The following is a 15,700-nucleotide window of genomic DNA, read 5'->3' as shown; positions in this document are numbered from 1 at the left end:
TGTTATTGTAGCGATGCTAATTTTGAGGTTTATTCAATAGGTGATGCCGGAAAACCAGGTAACACTGTAGATGCTATTTATTCCGGAGCAAAACTGGGAGTAGAAATCTGATATTAGGTTTAAAGGTTGAGGCAAGTAATGTAACTGTCTCAACCTTTATTTTTATGGCAATTTTTTCAGTGTGTTCTCAAAGACATATACGCATATGTCTGCCATATCCTTTTCGCTTTCATGCATCCCGTCCCTGAACCAACTGATAAGTATCTGGAAAAAAGCTGCTTCTGAAGCGAGCCTGATGTACTTTGTCTCGGTATCTGTTGCAGGGTAGAGAAGCTCTGAAATGGATCTTCCGGAAAAGAGTTCACGCTGTAATATACCTGCCTGATCAAATAAGGTAATGGTTTCCTTATCGTCACGTACAGTTCTAAAAACATCTTCAAACCACTGACGGGGATTCTCATGAAGTTCGGGTTTTTCACTTATCTCAGCTATTCTGTTTATAAGTTTGTTTCCCAGTTCATGTAAAATATCTTCTTTATCTGTATAGTTGCGGTAGAATGCCGTTCTTGACACTCCGGCACGACGCACGATCTCGCTGACGGTGATTTTTTCATATGGGTGTTCTCCCATAAGGTGCATCAGCGCAAGCTGAAGACATTCTCTTGTCAGCTGGTTAGATTCTTTATTATTCATCCGCAGAACATCTTTTTTCTGCATTTCTGTCAAAGGTTCTTTTGTGGTAGTCATATTTCTTTTCCTCACTGTTACAAAATGTACGATTATGTAACATCGCTCCAAATGGTATTGCTACTGTCATGTCCGAGCTCAGAGCCGTTGTATTCCCCTTTCTGCGGCGTTACACTTGTAACATCAGAATGATTGTAACACTACATGGGGAGGCAAAACAAGTATGCAGGTTATAGAAACTATTTCTCACAAGGCACAGAGACAGGCATTCAGTATTTTGATAGACAGATTTCTTGCAAATCTGGATAAGTCTGAGAACAGAACAGCAACATACTTAAAGCTCGTGGACCAGGCAGAGAAATTTTGGGGGAAAGATGCCACAAGAAAAGAAAAGCTTGATCAGGTAAGGGATGCTTTTAAGGATCCCGATAACAGATGGGTCAAGTTTCTGAATAAAGTAGTTGATGAGACAGATCCTCATGTTGCCAAGATGACAATGCTCAACCTTGGTTATGAGGCCTTTTTCAGAGGCACTAAGATGATAAGGGCTAACAGGAAAAAGTATGGCTGCAATATACCATGGCTTATTCTCTTTGATCCAACAAGTGCCTGCAACATGCACTGTCAGGGCTGCTGGTCCGGAACCTACGGCCCCAAGCACAATCTTTCTTTTGAAGACATGGATAAGATCGTTACCCAGGGAAAAGAGCTGGGTGTTTACCTTTACATGATGACAGGAGGTGAGCCTCTTGTCAGAAAGAAGGATGTGCTACGCCTTGCTGAAAAGCACAATGATGTAGAGTTTTCTATTTTTGATAACTCCACTTTAATCGACGAGGACTTCTGCAAGGAAGTAGTAAGGCTTGGAAACATCACGTTCCAGCTTTCTATCGAAGGTACTCCGGAAACTAATGATGCAAGACGTGGAATTGGTCACTACGATGCTGTTATGAAAGCCATGGACCTGTTTAAGAAATACGGAATTGTATATGGCACTTCCATCTGTTATACAAGGAATAATATCGAGGCAGTAACTGATCCTAAGTTTATTGAGTTTATAGCTGAAAAAGGCGCAAGATTCGGATTCTTCTTCCATTACATGCCGGTTGGTAACAATGCTGTTCCAGAGCTTATGCCAACAGTAGAGCAGAGAAAAAAGATGGTGGAACAGATCAGGTTCCTTAGAAGTGATAAGTGCGATATCGGATTCTTCCCAATGGATTTCCAAAATGACGGGGAAGCTGTTGGTGGTTGTATCGCTGGCGGAAGAAACTACTTCCACATCAATTCAAGCGGAGATGCTGAGCCTTGCGTATTTGTCCACTTCTCCAACACCAATATCCATACTCACTCAATCCTTGAGATGCTAAAGAGCCCTCTTTTCATGGAATATCATAAGGGACAGCCCTTTAATGAGAACCATTTAAGGCCATGTCCTATGCTTGAAAATCCTGAGCTTCTTAGAGAGATGGTAGCAAGATCCGGAGCCCATGGCACCAATGAAGAATCAGAAGAAAGCGTTGAACACCTCTGCGCAAAGTGTGATAATTATTCAAAAGAGTGGGGACCTGTAGCTGATGATATCTGGGCTCACCAGAAGCACTACAGAAAATCTTACGAGAACTATGCAAAAGAAAATATAGAAAGCGCAGAAAAACTGGAATTTCCTGATGTTAAGGAATCCAAGAAGAAAGAGAACAGAGGCGCATAATTGCCAGGGGGAAAATAATGATAAAAATTCTGTCAGATAGTACCTGTGATCTGTCACTGGAACTGATTCAAAAATACGACATCGGTATAATCCCGCTATATGTAAGGCTCGGGGATGCGGAATATCTCGATGGCCTCAATATTTCTCCCGAACAGATCTATAAATGGTCTGATGAACATGGAGAAACGCCCAAGACAGCAGCGGCCAGCATTGAGGATATTTCCAAATACCTGGATCCGTCAGGAACAGATGAGTACGTTATTTTCACGATATCATCTTCAATGTCGGCAAACTTTAACAATGTAAGGCTTGCTGCAGAAGATCTTGGCATGCCTGACAGAGTTCATGTCATTGATTCTGCAAATCTTTCCACAGGTATCGGACTATTGGTAGTGTATGCTGCAGAGCTGGCTAAAGAAGGAAAGACAGCAAAAGAAATAGCATGCGAGATAGAGAAAACCAAAGATAAAGTTCGTGCAAGCTTTGTGATAGATACCCTAGTTTATCTACATAGAGGCGGTCGCTGTTCTGGCCTTGCTGCCTTCTTTGGAACAGCGTTGAAGATCCATCCGCGTATCGCGGTATCTGACGGAGCCATGCATCCGGAAAAGAAATATCGCGGATCAAGCAGACGCTATGTACTTGATTATGTCAGGGACATGGAAGCTGACCTGAAGAATGCCAGACCGGAGCGCGTATTTATAACCCATTCCGGGTGCGACAGGGAAGTAGTTGAATCTGTTAGAAAATATCTGGCCAGTCTTGGCGTGTTCAAAGAAATCCTTGAGACCCGTGCAGGAAGTGTTGTTTCATCGCACTGTGGACCAGGAACACTAGGAGTACTTTTTATTGCCAGATGATATCGTGCATATTGGAGACTAATGAACTTCTGAATAGAAAGTCATTCGGTTAATATCAGCTCGTTCTGTTACCTCAGAGATCGTTAGTTTGTCATAACCTTTCTCTATTACAAGGTCAATGAAAGCACGTCTGATCTCTTTTTTATTTTTTTAAATCTCCTGTCATTGGATGTCTTATACATATCTTTTCCTTATCTATTAATAAGCAAGTGATAAATAACTATCATTATGTATAGTTTTGCTTATTGCATTTTTCCTGTCAATGATTTATCTTAATAATGTAAATTGTAAACAATAAGATAGCGCGCAAACAAATGAGATAATGATATGGTAAAAATAGTAGTTGCTTTTGCAGTTGGCTTATGCCTTGGAACACATAGAAGAGTAATAAAATCATTAATAACAGGAAGTGAGATGCCTAAGGCCCCCAAGTGGCATTGCTGGGTGAAAAAAGAGAACCGTTTAGGCTGATATATAGTTGGCTTAAGTGGTATATAGTTAATGTCAGAGGAACATATTATGACAAAAGAATTTGATATTCAGGATTACATGACAAGGGGTGTTGAGCGTGTTGTTGCTGATGCAGTAAGGGCGACCCTTAAGAATCCCAAGGAAAGTGCATATATGGCAAGATTCGCTATGTCCAGCAAGAATGCGTCCGCAAAGAGAAAGAAGATGGAAAAAAATGGAGACCATGTTCCTCCATTTCTTATCACAAGTATTACCAGTAGTTGTAACCTTCATTGCGCAGGTTGTTATTCAAGATGCAACAGCGCAACTGAGGATTCCGAGCCAGTAGATCAGCTCTCTGATGAGGACTGGAAGCATATCTTTGATGAGGCTGAAGATCTTGGTGTGAGTTTTATCCTTCTTGCCGGAGGAGAACCTCTTTTAAGACGTGGAGTAATAGAAGCTGCAGGAAAAAAGCCATCGATATTGTTCCCGATTTTTACAAACGGGACTTTCATGACTGAGAAGTACTTTGAAGAGTTTGATAATTGCAGGAACCTGATTCCTATTATGAGCATTGAAGGCGGAAGAGAAGCTACAGACAATAGGCGTGGCGAAGGCGTTTACGATAAGCTTATTTCAAATATGGATGCTTTGAAGGAAAAAGGCATTGTTTTTGGTGCATCTGTGACAGTAACAACTGAGAATATCAGGGAAGTGTCTTCTGAGAGTTTTATAAACATGTTGTTTGAAAAAGGTTGCAAGGCAGTGATTTTTGTTGAGTTTGTTCCGGTTTCGGAAAATTCAGAGCACCTTGCTCCCGGCGAAAAAGACAGGGAATACCTCAAAGAAGAAATCATGCGTCTTAGAAGAGAACATGAAGAAATGGTGTTTGTATCTTTCCCCGGAGATGAGAAGAGTTCCGGAGGCTGCATTGCGGCAGGCAGGGGGTTCTTTCACATTAATTCCCATGGCGGAGCGGAGCCATGTCCGTTTTCACCATACTCTGACATAAATGTAAAAGACACATCACTGAAGGAAGCAATAAAATCCAGGCTGTTTAAGGAATTACAAAATGGCGGTGTCCTTAACGATGATCACAAGGGCGGTTGTGTGCTCTATGAAAAACGCAGTCAGGTTGAAGCTCTTTTATAAAATTCACAAAGCTAAATGAAAATTATCTCGCCTATTTTATGTTCTAATGGTGCGCTGTGAATTCTAGGTTCAAGTCCCGTATGCTCCATTCACGTATATCATGTTGAAATTTAAAAGAAAAACGTCAAGCAAGAAGAGATTTTCTCCGTGCTTGGCGTTTTATGGTTTTCCTTATACCAAAATTGACGTTCGTTAGATTTGGTACTGCTTTTGGCGTATTTATCTTATAAAGTTCTGATTTATATATTTACTACTTGAATTATTAAAGCTAAAAGCTCACTTCTGTAAAAAGCACATCACTAGAGCTTCCCTAAACAGGGCTTTCTAGTGATTTTATATTTTATACATTTAGCTTTAACTGACATTGGGGATGCTACAAAAAAAGATGTTCGGCTGAAATATCATTTGGATATAGGGAAAGGTGATTATTTAATAATGCTGTAAAGTGCATGACTAATTAGGGTGTTTATACATTTTTAACAAAAGATATAAACGCAATATGGTATATTGGGTTTAAGAATCAATGAGCCAAAATCACGTAAATGCATAATTTTGAGGTAGGAAAAGGCATGATGGATATCTGATTTTTTTAATACAGAATCTCAAAGAGAGATAGTACATCATCAGGTGGCATATCAGAGAAGATAAATTCAATATCGAAGAATAGACATAATCGTGGAGAAAAAAATATGAGAAATATTATTATCGTTGATCCGTATTCAACAGGATACAACCTTGTTGAGGATGTAGTACGCAGAGGATATAATCCGGTGGTTTTGGAAACAATACAGGAAAAAACCAAGGATCTGGAGGCGCTTAAGGGAATATATAATATGGAGGCATTATTATCGATTGTTTTTTATCTTGCTGTGATTGGCGCAGTGATTGACCGCAAAAAGTCACAGATTCCGACTGTGGCAAAAGAGTCATCTGCTATGCCTCATGAGCACAGAAGAGCCGGATATATTCTGCTTAATGGCGGGCCCGTGAGGGTTGCTGACCTGGAGGGGAAATAATCCGTGCTATCTACGCAAGTCTCAATAAACCGATTTTTAATGTACAGTTGAGATACACATTCTGGAGCAATAAGACACAAATAAATTAGGAAGGATGGATTCACTCTATGCAGAATAAAAAGATACTTAAGGTCATGACATGCGTATTGATGGTAGCTTTAATAATGTGCGGTTGCGGATCGAATTCTGAGAAACGTGAGGTGATAGGCATTATAGGTGCGATGGATGAGGAGGTTTCCAGCCTACAAGATCAATTGACAGATAAGATAGTTACCACGATTGCAGGGATGGACTTTTACAAAGGCAAACTTGAAGGAAAAAATGTGATCATTGTTAAGTGCGGAGTCGGAAAAGTGAATGCCGGAATCTGCGCACAACTTCTTATACAAAACTTTGACGTAGATAAAGTAATCAATACCGGTGTCGCAGGCTCTTTGGATGCTGATATAGATATAGGCGATATTGTCGTATCATCAGAGGCAGTGCAGCATGATTTTGATTTAACTCCATTAGGGTATGCCCCGGGTGAAACGGATGTGGATGGTATTGTAGCCTTTCCGGCAGATGAATCAATGGTAAAAGATGCAGTGAATGCAGTAAAAGAGGCTGCGCCCGAGATAAATGTCTTTGAAGGGCGAATATGCACCGGAGATCAGTTTATAGCTTCAAAAGAGAAGAAAGAATATATTATTTCTACTTTTGGAGGACTATGCTGCGAGATGGAAGGCGGGGCTATAGCGCAGGCATGTTATCTGAATAATACGCCTTTTGTCATCATCAGAGCTATTTCAGACAAGGCAGATGATTCGGAGGAAATGTCCTACGAACAGTTCGAGGAAGAGGCCGCTATCCATTGTGCCGCTGTTACAAAGTATATGATTTTACATGAAAGTGACTGATATTTTTTTCTACTGCAGTAGCACGAGGCACGGTTTTTGAGCGTACATTTACCTCGACCAATAATAATTTACTTATTCCAGACTATGCTACACGATGTAGCAAAGGATATGAGTACGGAGGTGAAAATGATTTCGCTGATTATTTCGTTTGTTGTGTTAATATTTGGTTACCTCATCTATGGAAGGATAATTGAAAGAGCATTCGACCCGGATGAGCGTAATACACCTGCCTACACGAAAAATGATGGTGTGGACTTTATTCCAATGCCGGCCTGGAAAGCTTTTTTGGTGCAGCTGCTTAATATAGCGGGAACCGGACCGATCTTTGGCGCTATCATGGGAGCGTGCTTTGGACCGGTTGTTTTCCTCTGGATTGTTTTTGGAGCAATACTGGCAGGTGGCGTTCATGATTATATGACCGGAATGATCTCTGAGAGGCATGACGGAGCATCCATTGCTGAACTTAGCGGGATATACCTGGGACAATTGGCAAAATGGGCTGTCAGGGTGTTTTCAATTGTATTGTTGATTTTTATAGGAACAGTCTTTATTACGTCTCCTGCGGCACTTCTTGCCAGGCTGACCCCGGAGATATTCGGAAACCGGTTCTGGACTATAATTATACTTATCTACTATGTGCTCGCGACGTTGCTTCCCATCGATAAGATCATTGGAAAACTCTATCCTGTGTTTGGTGCAGCACTTATAACAATGGCACTGGGAATTCTGGTGGGTATTATCTCAGGAGGCTACAGAATTCCCGAAATATCTTTTACCAATTTACATCCGGAAGGGCTTCCGATATGGCCATTTATGTTTGTTACTGTTGCCTGCGGCGCTATTTCGGGTTTTCATGCGACTCAGTCACCGATGGTGGCAAAATGCGTTACTTCTGAAAAGCTTGGAAGAAAAGTGTTTTATGGTGCTATGCTGTCGGAATCCGTGATTGCCCTTGTTTGGGCTGCAGGAGGAGTTGCTTTTTATGGGGTGACAGGAGCGCTAAATAGTGCCATAACAGCACATGGTCAGGCAGGTACAGTATATGAAATATCAAGTGGCCTTTTGGGACAGGTAGGAGGCGTGCTGGCAATAATCGGAGTCATTGTCTGTCCTATAACATCAGGAGACACTGCGTTTCGCTCGGCTAGACTGATCCTTGCAGAAATCACAGGACTACAGCAAAAGCCCATAAAAAACAGGCTGATAATTACCATACCTTTACTTTCTTTAGGAGCGATTATTTCACAGCTTGATTTTAACGTACTGTGGAGATACACATCCTGGAGCAATCAGACATTTGCCATGATTTCACTCTGGGTCTGCACAGCATATCTTTTGAAGCATAAAAAAAGAAAAATAGTCAGTCTTTATACGGCATTGCCGGCAACCTTCATGTCAGCTGTGAGCGTAACCTACATCCTTATGGCTGATGAGGGGCTTAAGCTAGGATCTGACGTAGGTTATCCTGCAGGCGTTTTGGTTTCATTATTCTTATTTGCTTATTATTGTTTTCAGCTTATAAGGCAAAAGATATAAATGCAATCAAGGAAAGCTGATATAGCCTATGCTGATAAAAAATGTCAAAGTATTTACAAAGGATAAAAGCTTTAAAATAACTGATATTGCCACAGCAGGAGTGCGTATTGCAGAATGCTCAGGCGACGAACAGGTGCTTGATGCGAAGGGACTTATCGCCATACCGGGACTGATTGATATTCATTTTCACGGAGCCATGGGGCATGACTTTTGCAATGCGACTCTTGAAGGGCTATATCAGATAGCAGGCTATGAAACCGAAAACGGTATTACTGCCATATGTCTGGCGACAATGACACTTCAGGAAGACATTCTGACTGAGGTTATGAAAAATGCAAAAGTATTTACTGACAAATATGATATGGATCCACGGGTTGCATCCCTTACAGGAATCAATATTCGGTTATCGAAAAGAATATATATTCAGGACATCAATTCAAAATGGTTTTTCCTGACTTCGATAAGACCGTCTTTTTTCATTTTGCCAAGTTCTTTTGAAAGAGCACTGCGCTCAAGATTAAGGTAATCTGCAAGTTGTTGGCGGTCGAAAGGGATGTCAAACTCGTTGCTGCCTTTTTTCAGAGATACGGAATTGAGGTAAGCCATGACACGTCCACGGATTGTCTTTGGAAATGTATGAAAACTTCTCTCGGATAAGTGCAGATTTTTATTAGCGGATATCATGAGAAGATTAGATATCAGCTTAAAGCTCCATAAATTCATATTGGATTTTAGTTTTTTTAACTGCCAACCTTAAAAAAGAGGATTCGGCAGTTTTCATTTGCTCTGACATCTACTAAGAGAGGTTCGTTCTCAAGCAGGGCATAGGTCTCAGCAAAGAATCCACCCATTGCTACATTGCTCAGAATAGTGCGGTTTCCCCATGCATCATTGCTTTCTATTGTCACATTTCCTGAAATGACAAGACCCAAAGAGTCCGTAATATCACCGGCTCGCAAAATTATAGAATCTTTCGTATATGTTTTCTCTACGGAAGAGAGCTCTTTAAGAGCAAGGTCAATTTCTTCAGGCATCATCCCGTTGAAGATGATGTTATCTTTTAACATATTCTTATCCAAAGACATAAAATTATTCCTTTATTTTAAAAATGTGGTTATAACAACATAATTATTTTTCTAATCATACTATACTTGCGTCATGAAAACAAGGATACCCAAAAACAGCATATATAATGTCGTCAACGGAAAAAATAGAGTGGAAGTATCAACACTAAATAAAATTTGCCTGGACTTAGGAATTAACCTTTATAAGTTCTTTAGTTACCAGAGCAAGGAAATTATTTATTTGTCTGATGATGAGAAAGAAATAATAGAGGGAATAAAGTATTGGGGTATGAAGAGGTAATTGAGGTGGATTCACGGATTAAGGATTCCCAGATGCAACAGGTGGCCTTGGCTCAGCTAAGAGTTTTAGCTGAATTTTAAAGGTGTGTGAGTGGAGTAAATATACACACTAGAGGTGTATTGTGTGTATGTTTACTCAAATTTATGTTGCGATTGAGCGGAAGATATCCTATAATTAAAGTAAACATACACACAAGGACGATATGGTGTGTATATTTACTTTAAAGGAGGGTAGATATGCTTCTTACATATAATGAATGTATAGATAAATATGGAAGCGACTATAGACTCAAAAAAGAGATCCTTAGTGGAAATATCTTCATGAAAGAAAAGGGAATATATTCTACTAGACGCAATATATCAGATATTGAAGTAATAATGAGTAAATATCCTAAAGCTGTATTTACTGATAAGAGTGCATATTATTATCACTCTCTTACAGATGTCATTCCCGATTATTTTCATCTTGCTACAAAGAGGGAAGATAGCCGGATAAGAGATAGTCGCGTAAAACAATCTTTTTTAAAAGATGAAATTTTTGATGCTGGCATTGAAGAGATGCAATACAATAATATATCCATCAGGATATATAATAGGGAACGCATGTTGGTAGAATTGATGAGATTTAGATCCAAAATACCTTTTGACTATTATAAAGAAATCATTCAAAATTATCGACGTATCACCGAAGAAATGGATTTTGGTCTTGTAGAAGATTATGCCTACATGTTCCATAAAGGCGAAATTATTATGAATCAGATACAGATGGAGGTTCTTTGATATAAATGAATTTACATGATGAAGTAGAAAAGATTAAAGGCGAAGGGTATAGGAAGCAAATGCTGAAGCTAAGCTATGCCAGGATATAGTGCTTAAAGCAATTGCAGAGAGTGGAATGGGGAGAAATGCCACGATTAAGGGCGGTGTTGTAATGCGCAGTATTTCTAAGAATGCCAGACGTGCTACGCAGGATCTTGACCTTGATTTTATAAGATATTCAATTTCGGATGATTCTATTAAAAGATTTATAGGAAAGCTGAACTGTCTTGATGGCTTAAAGATTGGTATTGCAGGCAACATCACAGAGCTTAATCATCAGGACTACAAGTCTAAGCATTATAACGGGCTTGGACGTTATATTTCAAGAGGATATGACACCTATGGCCTATTTAAGTTGGTGGGAGGTTTGCAGAAGGGGAATCCGACTGAGGAAGAGATAAAGAGGGCTGTGGATTTTTATAAGAATCTTTTATAAAGATAAAAAGAGGGTTTTCGTATGAAAAAGAATGTTCAGATAAGAAATAGTACTGTTGATTTTTTGATTTTTACCAAAGATTCTAAAAGTGATGGAATAGAAGTTAGAGTGCAAGATGGAGATGTCTGGTTAACTCAAAATGCGATAGCACAGCTTTTTGATATTGATAGGTCAGTTGTCTCGAAGCATCTCAAAAAAATTTTTTCTTCGGGGGAATTGGATGAAAATTCAGTTTGTGCAAAATATGCACAAACTGCTGATGATGGAAAAAACTACAATTATAAGTTTTATTCTTTGGCAGCGATTATTGCTGTAGGATATAGGACAAATTCTGATAAGGCAACACAATTTAGACAATGGGCAACGAAGGTATTAGATGCATTTACTAAACAGGGTTATGTTCTTGATAAAAGCAGACTAGTGAATGGAAAAATATTTGATGAAGATTATTTTGATCAGTTAGTAGCTGAAATTCAGGAAATACGAGCCAGTGAAAGAAGATTCTACCAGAAAATAACAGATATATATGCAACTGCTGCAGATTATGATAAAGATGCTCCTGTGACAAGAGAATTCTATGCAACGGTGCAGAATAAAATGCATTATGCTGTTCATGGAAACACAGCTGCTGAACTTATCGTATCCAGAGCTGATCACACAAAGGAACACATGGGATTAACTTCATGGAAAAACGCACCGGATGGGAAAATCATAAAGACGGATGTTTCAATAGCAAAAAACTATTTGTTAAAAGATGAAATCCAAGAACTAAATGAGATAGTAACAATGTATCTTGATTATGCGACGAGGCAGGCTAAGAGGCATGTTCCGATGACAATGGCAGATTGGAAATCGAAATTAGATGCATTTCTTGTTTTTAACGATGCTGAAGTTCTGCAAAATAAAGGGAAAGTAACTGCGGCTATAGCAAAAGAATTTGCAGAGAGCGAGTTTGAAAAATATAGACTTATACAGGACAAGACATATGAAAGTGACTTTGATAAGTTGATTAACAGTACTGAGAATATCGCAGATTCAACTAAGTAACAATCGCATAAAGTAACATAAGGCAGGAATGACCTGATGATAATACGGTAGGTGTGCCATTGAATAAAAGGTTTTAGACGCCTATTAGGGAAGATATTGAAGGGTGAGTATCATATTACTAATGATCGGCATGCATTTGATACTGTTGCTTTTTCCGAGTGGCTCACAGATCTTAGAAAAGCTATTCTTGACGATACGCTAGAAAAAATAGACAGCGAAGGACAGAATGTATGAAGATAGATTGAATAACTACAGACAGTTGGCGAGGACATTATGATAATACTTATTACAGGAGCGTCTCATACAGGGAAAACCATACTGGCACAGAGACTACTTGATAAAAGATGATTACGAAAAAGCTTTGGAGGAAGGGGAGCAATGGAATTTATAAGTAGTGATAGCATTATTGAATTATCGAATCCAGGAGTAATCTCCAGACAACTATTAAACCCTGACAATTCTTCCAGTAAGAGAGTGACAATCACTGAAGTTCATCTTGAAATAGGCTCCTGTCAGCCAAGGCATATCCATGAAACATCAGAACAGATCTGGTATGCAACAAAAGGTACAGGCAAATTGTTGCTTGCAGATGATATAGAAAAAGAATTTGTTGCAGGGGATGTGGTGAGGTGTGAGGATAAAGATGTGCATGGCCTGTTAAATGATGGTGATGAGGAATTTGTATATGTGTCGGTAACAGCGCCTCCTATTAACTTTGGCTATGCATATCAAGAAAAGAAATGATTGGATTATAGATACATACTGGATGAAGAGGATATGAAAACACTTTTTGAGATAGACTTAAACGATTATAAGGATACTGATGCTGTATTTCGCAGACCTTCGGCAAGAGCCATTATCTTTCAAGGAGATAAGATAGCTCTTGTTTATAGCAAGAAAGAGAAATATTTCAAGTTTCCTGGCGGCGGAATACATGATGATGAAGATAAAAAAGAAGCTCTGATACGAGAAGTCAGGGAAGAATCAGGAATGGTTGTTATTCCTGATAGTATTCGGGAATTTGGAAGTGTTCTTCGTAGACAGAAAAGCGATAAGAGCGAGAATACTATTTTTGAACAGGAAAACTATTACTATTATTGTGACGTGCAGGATGAACTTGTAGACCAGGATCTTGATGATTATGAAGAAGATGCGGGTTTTGTCCTGAGAGTTGTTGATCTTGATACTGCGATAGCTGCTAATGACATTTATACAAGCGAAAGCTATTTTAATGAGGTTATGATAAAACGTGAACTCAGAGTGCTCAAGCTTATAAAAGGTGAGATGTTTAATCAGCTATCAATGAAAAAAAGTCATTGTCCTTGGGTGTTCCGGTAGCGGAAAAAGTACTTTTGCTATTAAGCTTCACGAAAAGCTGGGATTGCCACTTTATCATCTTGATAACATCTGGTGGAAGGCTGACAAGACACATGTTTCCAGAGATGAATTTGATGCAAAGCTTGATAAACTTGTTAAACTTGATAGTTGGATAATAGATGGTGATTATAGCAGGACTTATGAAAAACGTATTGCTGCCTGTGATACTATCTTTTTTTTGAATTATTCCGAAGATACTTGCATGGATGGAATTAGCAAACGAGTGGGACAAATACGTCCGGATATTCCATGGACAGAAGAAAAAATTGATCCAGAACTTGTGGAACTGGTCAGGAACTATGAAAAAGAAAACAGACCAAAGCTATTGGAGCTTTTTGCGCATTATCCTGAAAAGAACGTGATAACTTTTAAAACAAGAGAAGAGGCTGATAAATGGATTACAGAAAGGCAACAATAGAAGATTTGGATGTGCTCGTCACCACATGAATAGAAGTTCTTAGAGCTGCAAATAAACTTAAATGTTTGCCTTTCCTTATTTGTTGTAGGAGGTGTGGTAATGCAGACAAGGTATTTATATAAATATGTTGCAGGTGATGAGATTATTTATATAGGTATGACTGATCATGCTGAAAATGTACTCCAGCATAAGAGGAAAATACAGGAGGATTGTAAGGTGTTCTTAGGCATTTGTCCAAATAGGATTAGCCAACGAGCATATAAAGATCTCTTGATAGATTACTATCGTCCCAAATACAATGCGGAGAGTAATTCCAAGGAGCCCAAATTTGATGGACAACCTCTTTGGGAACCGGACTGGATTTTACTTGAGGATTATTTGAAAGAGAATAGTACGGTGGATTCTGGGAAGGATATTATTATGCCTACCCTTAGCCAAATTAAGGAAGCTGAGTCCAGGTACAACATATATTTGTCTGATTATGAAAGGATAATGAAGGATGAATTATGGGATGCGTTGAGGCAGGCAGTATCATCAAAGAAGGATTATGTGCATAGGGTAGATGAAATGGGACAATTACCATATCCGTTCAGCATGCATGAGTTTAAAGATGGAGAGTTGATACCCTGCGAAATAATAGTCGACTGGATGGTAATAAAAAAGAATGAAGTTGCTAGCCGGTACAAAGATTATGTTGAGTATTCAGAAGCCAGAGGTATAAAGATCAAAGAGTCTATACACGAGAAATCCTGCGCCGTGTTAGATGATTTAGAAAAAGAGCCAGAAGAATGCAGCAAGCAGCTAAAAAAATACATGGATAAAATAACTTATTCAGAGCGATTATTACAGGAAGAAACAATCCGAAAATACCAGGAAGCGCATGATTTATTTCTTAGAAAAGCTAACGAATTTATGGCTTCAAGGCAGCCGTTATACTTAATTGTTTCTTATGGCGACAAAGAAAGGTATAAAAGGCTTGGTTGTAAATGGAGTCCGGATCAGAAGAAATGGTATGCTACTGAAAAGACATGGTATTTTAAAAAGAATCCTATGACATTCTTAAGACGAATGGCACCGGAAGAAGTAGAAGCTGCTATCGAGGCAGGGCTGCTTAATGAAGAGGATCTCATTAAAGATGCTAGGGTGGCATATCGCGTATGGTTAAAAGAGAGCAAAGGGCATAAATAATAACACATGGATTCTGACGTCAGTTCTTAGGGCGCCATATTTTTATTCATGTACAACAAAGCGATTTGAATAAAAACAAAACTAGGTTGACACTCAGATGTAATGCCTTAATTGTGATTCCAGTAGCAGCTGCCAAAAAGGAGAAAGGATGCTTCACGTATTGAAGCGGGATATTTTAAGGATGAGTTTTGGGTTTTGAGGAGAGTGCGAAAGATATGGATGAATTTGGTGAGATTATTATATATCAGACGGATGATGGACTTTCCAAGATTGAGGTCAACTTAAAAAATGAAACAGTATGGCTTTCAATCGATCAGATGGCGGAGCTGTTTCAAAGAGACCGAAGTGTTATAGGTAAGCATGTTCGTAATATCTTTAAAGAAGGAGAGTTGGTGAAAGATTCAGTGTGGGCAAAATTTGCCTACACTGCCGCTGATGGAAAAGTCTATGATGTAGACTTTTATAATTTAGATGTAATTATTTCTGTCGGATATCGTGTGAAATCTATCCGCGGAACTCAGTTCCGTATATGGGCAAATTCTGTTTTAAAGGAATATATCATCAAAGGCTTTGCAATGGATGATGCTAGGCTAAAGGGGAATGGCGGCGGAAACTACTGGAAAGAACTTCTGGATCGAATTAGGGACATCCGCTCATCTGAGAAGGTGCTATATCGTCAGGTTCTAAGTATAAAAGATTCACGACATCTGAAAGTGCTAAATCGTTTATAAGCATGG

At 39.1% G+C, this 15,700-nt stretch carries 20 protein-coding genes and 1 pseudogene; 17 read left to right on the top strand and 4 right to left on the bottom strand.

All coding sequences use genetic code 11. The annotated features are described in order from the left end of the window. Positions 1–162: 162 nt before the first annotated feature. On the bottom strand, positions 163–747 hold the full coding sequence (locus T543_RS14925) for a TetR/AcrR family transcriptional regulator (RefSeq protein WP_051638447.1): 585 nt from the start codon (positions 745–747) through the stop codon (positions 163–165). Positions 748–910: 163 nt separating this feature from the next. Between T543_RS14925 and T543_RS01300 the strand changes: the two genes are divergently transcribed. Together T543_RS01300 and T543_RS01295 are read left to right on the top strand one after the other, a co-directional pair. After that, positions 911–2,398, top strand: coding sequence for a radical SAM protein (locus T543_RS01300; protein WP_035764921.1), 1,488 nt, complete (start codon positions 911–913; stop codon positions 2,396–2,398). Between the two features lie 17 nt (positions 2,399–2,415). After that, entirely contained in the window at positions 2,416–3,258 is an 843-nt protein-coding gene (locus T543_RS01295; RefSeq protein ID WP_035764920.1) for a DegV family protein, read from the top strand. 18 nt (positions 3,259–3,276) lie between these two features. Here T543_RS01295 and T543_RS16625 read toward each other — a convergent pair whose 3' ends face one another. Then, a complete protein-coding gene (locus T543_RS16625) occupies positions 3,277–3,366 on the bottom strand; it encodes a TetR family transcriptional regulator (RefSeq protein WP_442856075.1) in 90 nt (29 codons plus the stop codon). Between the two features lie 219 nt (positions 3,367–3,585). Between T543_RS16625 and T543_RS15785 the strand changes: the two genes are divergently transcribed. The 6 genes from T543_RS15785 (at position 3,586) to T543_RS16425 (ending at position 8,840) form a co-directional block, all read left to right on the top strand. Further along, positions 3,586–3,729: a hypothetical protein gene (locus T543_RS15785; protein ID WP_155843102.1), complete on the top strand. Its 144-nt coding sequence runs from the start codon at positions 3,586–3,588 to the stop codon at positions 3,727–3,729. A gap of 48 nt (positions 3,730–3,777) precedes the next feature. Continuing rightward, positions 3,778–4,863 carry a radical SAM protein gene (locus T543_RS01290; RefSeq protein WP_035764917.1) on the top strand — a complete coding sequence of 362 codons (1,086 nt, stop codon included), beginning with the start codon at positions 3,778–3,780 and terminating at the stop codon, positions 4,861–4,863. Positions 4,864–5,552: 689 nt separating this feature from the next. Beyond that, the gene (locus tag T543_RS01285) at positions 5,553–5,879 is read left to right on the top strand and encodes a hypothetical protein (RefSeq protein WP_035764914.1); all 327 of its coding nucleotides are present in this window, start codon (positions 5,553–5,555) and stop codon (positions 5,877–5,879) included. Between the two features lie 200 nt (positions 5,880–6,079). Continuing rightward, complete coding sequence (locus tag T543_RS01280) at positions 6,080–6,778, top strand: 5'-methylthioadenosine/adenosylhomocysteine nucleosidase (protein WP_035765829.1); 699 nt, start codon at positions 6,080–6,082, stop codon at positions 6,776–6,778. Between the two features lie 126 nt (positions 6,779–6,904). After that, positions 6,905–8,314: a carbon starvation CstA family protein gene (locus T543_RS01275; protein WP_035764911.1), complete on the top strand. Its 1,410-nt coding sequence runs from the start codon at positions 6,905–6,907 to the stop codon at positions 8,312–8,314. Positions 8,315–8,342: 28 nt separating this feature from the next. Continuing rightward, the gene (locus tag T543_RS16425) at positions 8,343–8,840 is read left to right on the top strand and encodes a hypothetical protein (RefSeq protein WP_155843100.1); all 498 of its coding nucleotides are present in this window, start codon (positions 8,343–8,345) and stop codon (positions 8,838–8,840) included. On the opposite strand, the gene T543_RS16545 is transcribed toward T543_RS16425, so the two are convergent. Both T543_RS16545 and T543_RS16145 read right to left on the bottom strand, forming a co-directional pair. Continuing rightward, positions 8,738–8,998: a Crp/Fnr family transcriptional regulator gene (locus T543_RS16545; protein ID WP_334291516.1), complete on the bottom strand. Its 261-nt coding sequence runs from the start codon at positions 8,996–8,998 to the stop codon at positions 8,738–8,740. The genes T543_RS16425 and T543_RS16545 overlap by 103 nt on opposite strands. Before the next feature lie 56 nt (positions 8,999–9,054). Further along, on the bottom strand, positions 9,055–9,381 hold the full coding sequence (locus T543_RS16145) for a cyclic nucleotide-binding domain-containing protein (protein WP_242839435.1): 327 nt from the start codon (positions 9,379–9,381) through the stop codon (positions 9,055–9,057). 534 nt (positions 9,382–9,915) lie between these two features. On the opposite strand from T543_RS16145, the gene T543_RS01265 reads away from it, so the two are divergent. From T543_RS01265 to T543_RS01230, 9 genes and pseudogenes are all read left to right on the top strand, one after another. Next, positions 9,916–10,458, top strand: a complete 543-nt coding sequence (locus T543_RS01265; RefSeq protein ID WP_035764909.1) for a type IV toxin-antitoxin system AbiEi family antitoxin domain-containing protein — start codon at positions 9,916–9,918, stop codon at positions 10,456–10,458. 115 nt (positions 10,459–10,573) lie between these two features. Further along, entirely contained in the window at positions 10,574–10,933 is a 360-nt protein-coding gene (locus T543_RS14920; protein WP_155843098.1) for an NADPH-dependent FMN reductase family protein, read from the top strand. Positions 10,934–10,954: 21 nt separating this feature from the next. Beyond that, the gene (locus T543_RS01255; protein ID WP_026659688.1) at positions 10,955–11,980 is read left to right on the top strand and encodes a virulence RhuM family protein; all 1,026 of its coding nucleotides are present in this window, start codon (positions 10,955–10,957) and stop codon (positions 11,978–11,980) included. A 96-nt stretch (positions 11,981–12,076) separates the two neighbouring features. Beyond that, on the top strand, positions 12,077–12,214 hold the full coding sequence (locus T543_RS15775; protein WP_155843096.1) for a hypothetical protein: 138 nt from the start codon (positions 12,077–12,079) through the stop codon (positions 12,212–12,214). Positions 12,215–12,358: 144 nt separating this feature from the next. Continuing rightward, positions 12,359–12,724, top strand: coding sequence for a cupin domain-containing protein (locus tag T543_RS01250; RefSeq protein ID WP_035764906.1), 366 nt, complete (start codon positions 12,359–12,361; stop codon positions 12,722–12,724). A gap of 33 nt (positions 12,725–12,757) precedes the next feature. Then, positions 12,758–13,318, top strand: coding sequence for an NUDIX hydrolase (locus T543_RS01245; RefSeq protein ID WP_035765825.1), 561 nt, complete (start codon positions 12,758–12,760; stop codon positions 13,316–13,318). Between the two features lie 43 nt (positions 13,319–13,361). After that, complete coding sequence (locus T543_RS01240) at positions 13,362–13,775, top strand: P-loop NTPase family protein (RefSeq protein WP_197023906.1); 414 nt, start codon at positions 13,362–13,364, stop codon at positions 13,773–13,775. A gap of 99 nt (positions 13,776–13,874) precedes the next feature. Next, positions 13,875–14,963, top strand: coding sequence for a hypothetical protein (locus T543_RS01235; RefSeq protein ID WP_035764903.1), 1,089 nt, complete (start codon positions 13,875–13,877; stop codon positions 14,961–14,963). Positions 14,964–15,178: 215 nt separating this feature from the next. Next, positions 15,179–15,655: pseudogene (locus T543_RS01230) on the top strand (virulence RhuM family protein); the annotation flags it as partial. Positions 15,656–15,700: the final 45 nt, after the last annotated feature.

The organism is Butyrivibrio sp. NC2002 (assembly GCF_000702265.1).
Taxonomy (GTDB): domain Bacteria; phylum Bacillota; class Clostridia; order Lachnospirales; family Lachnospiraceae; genus Butyrivibrio.
This window is presented reverse-complemented; position numbering and strand designations above follow the sequence as displayed.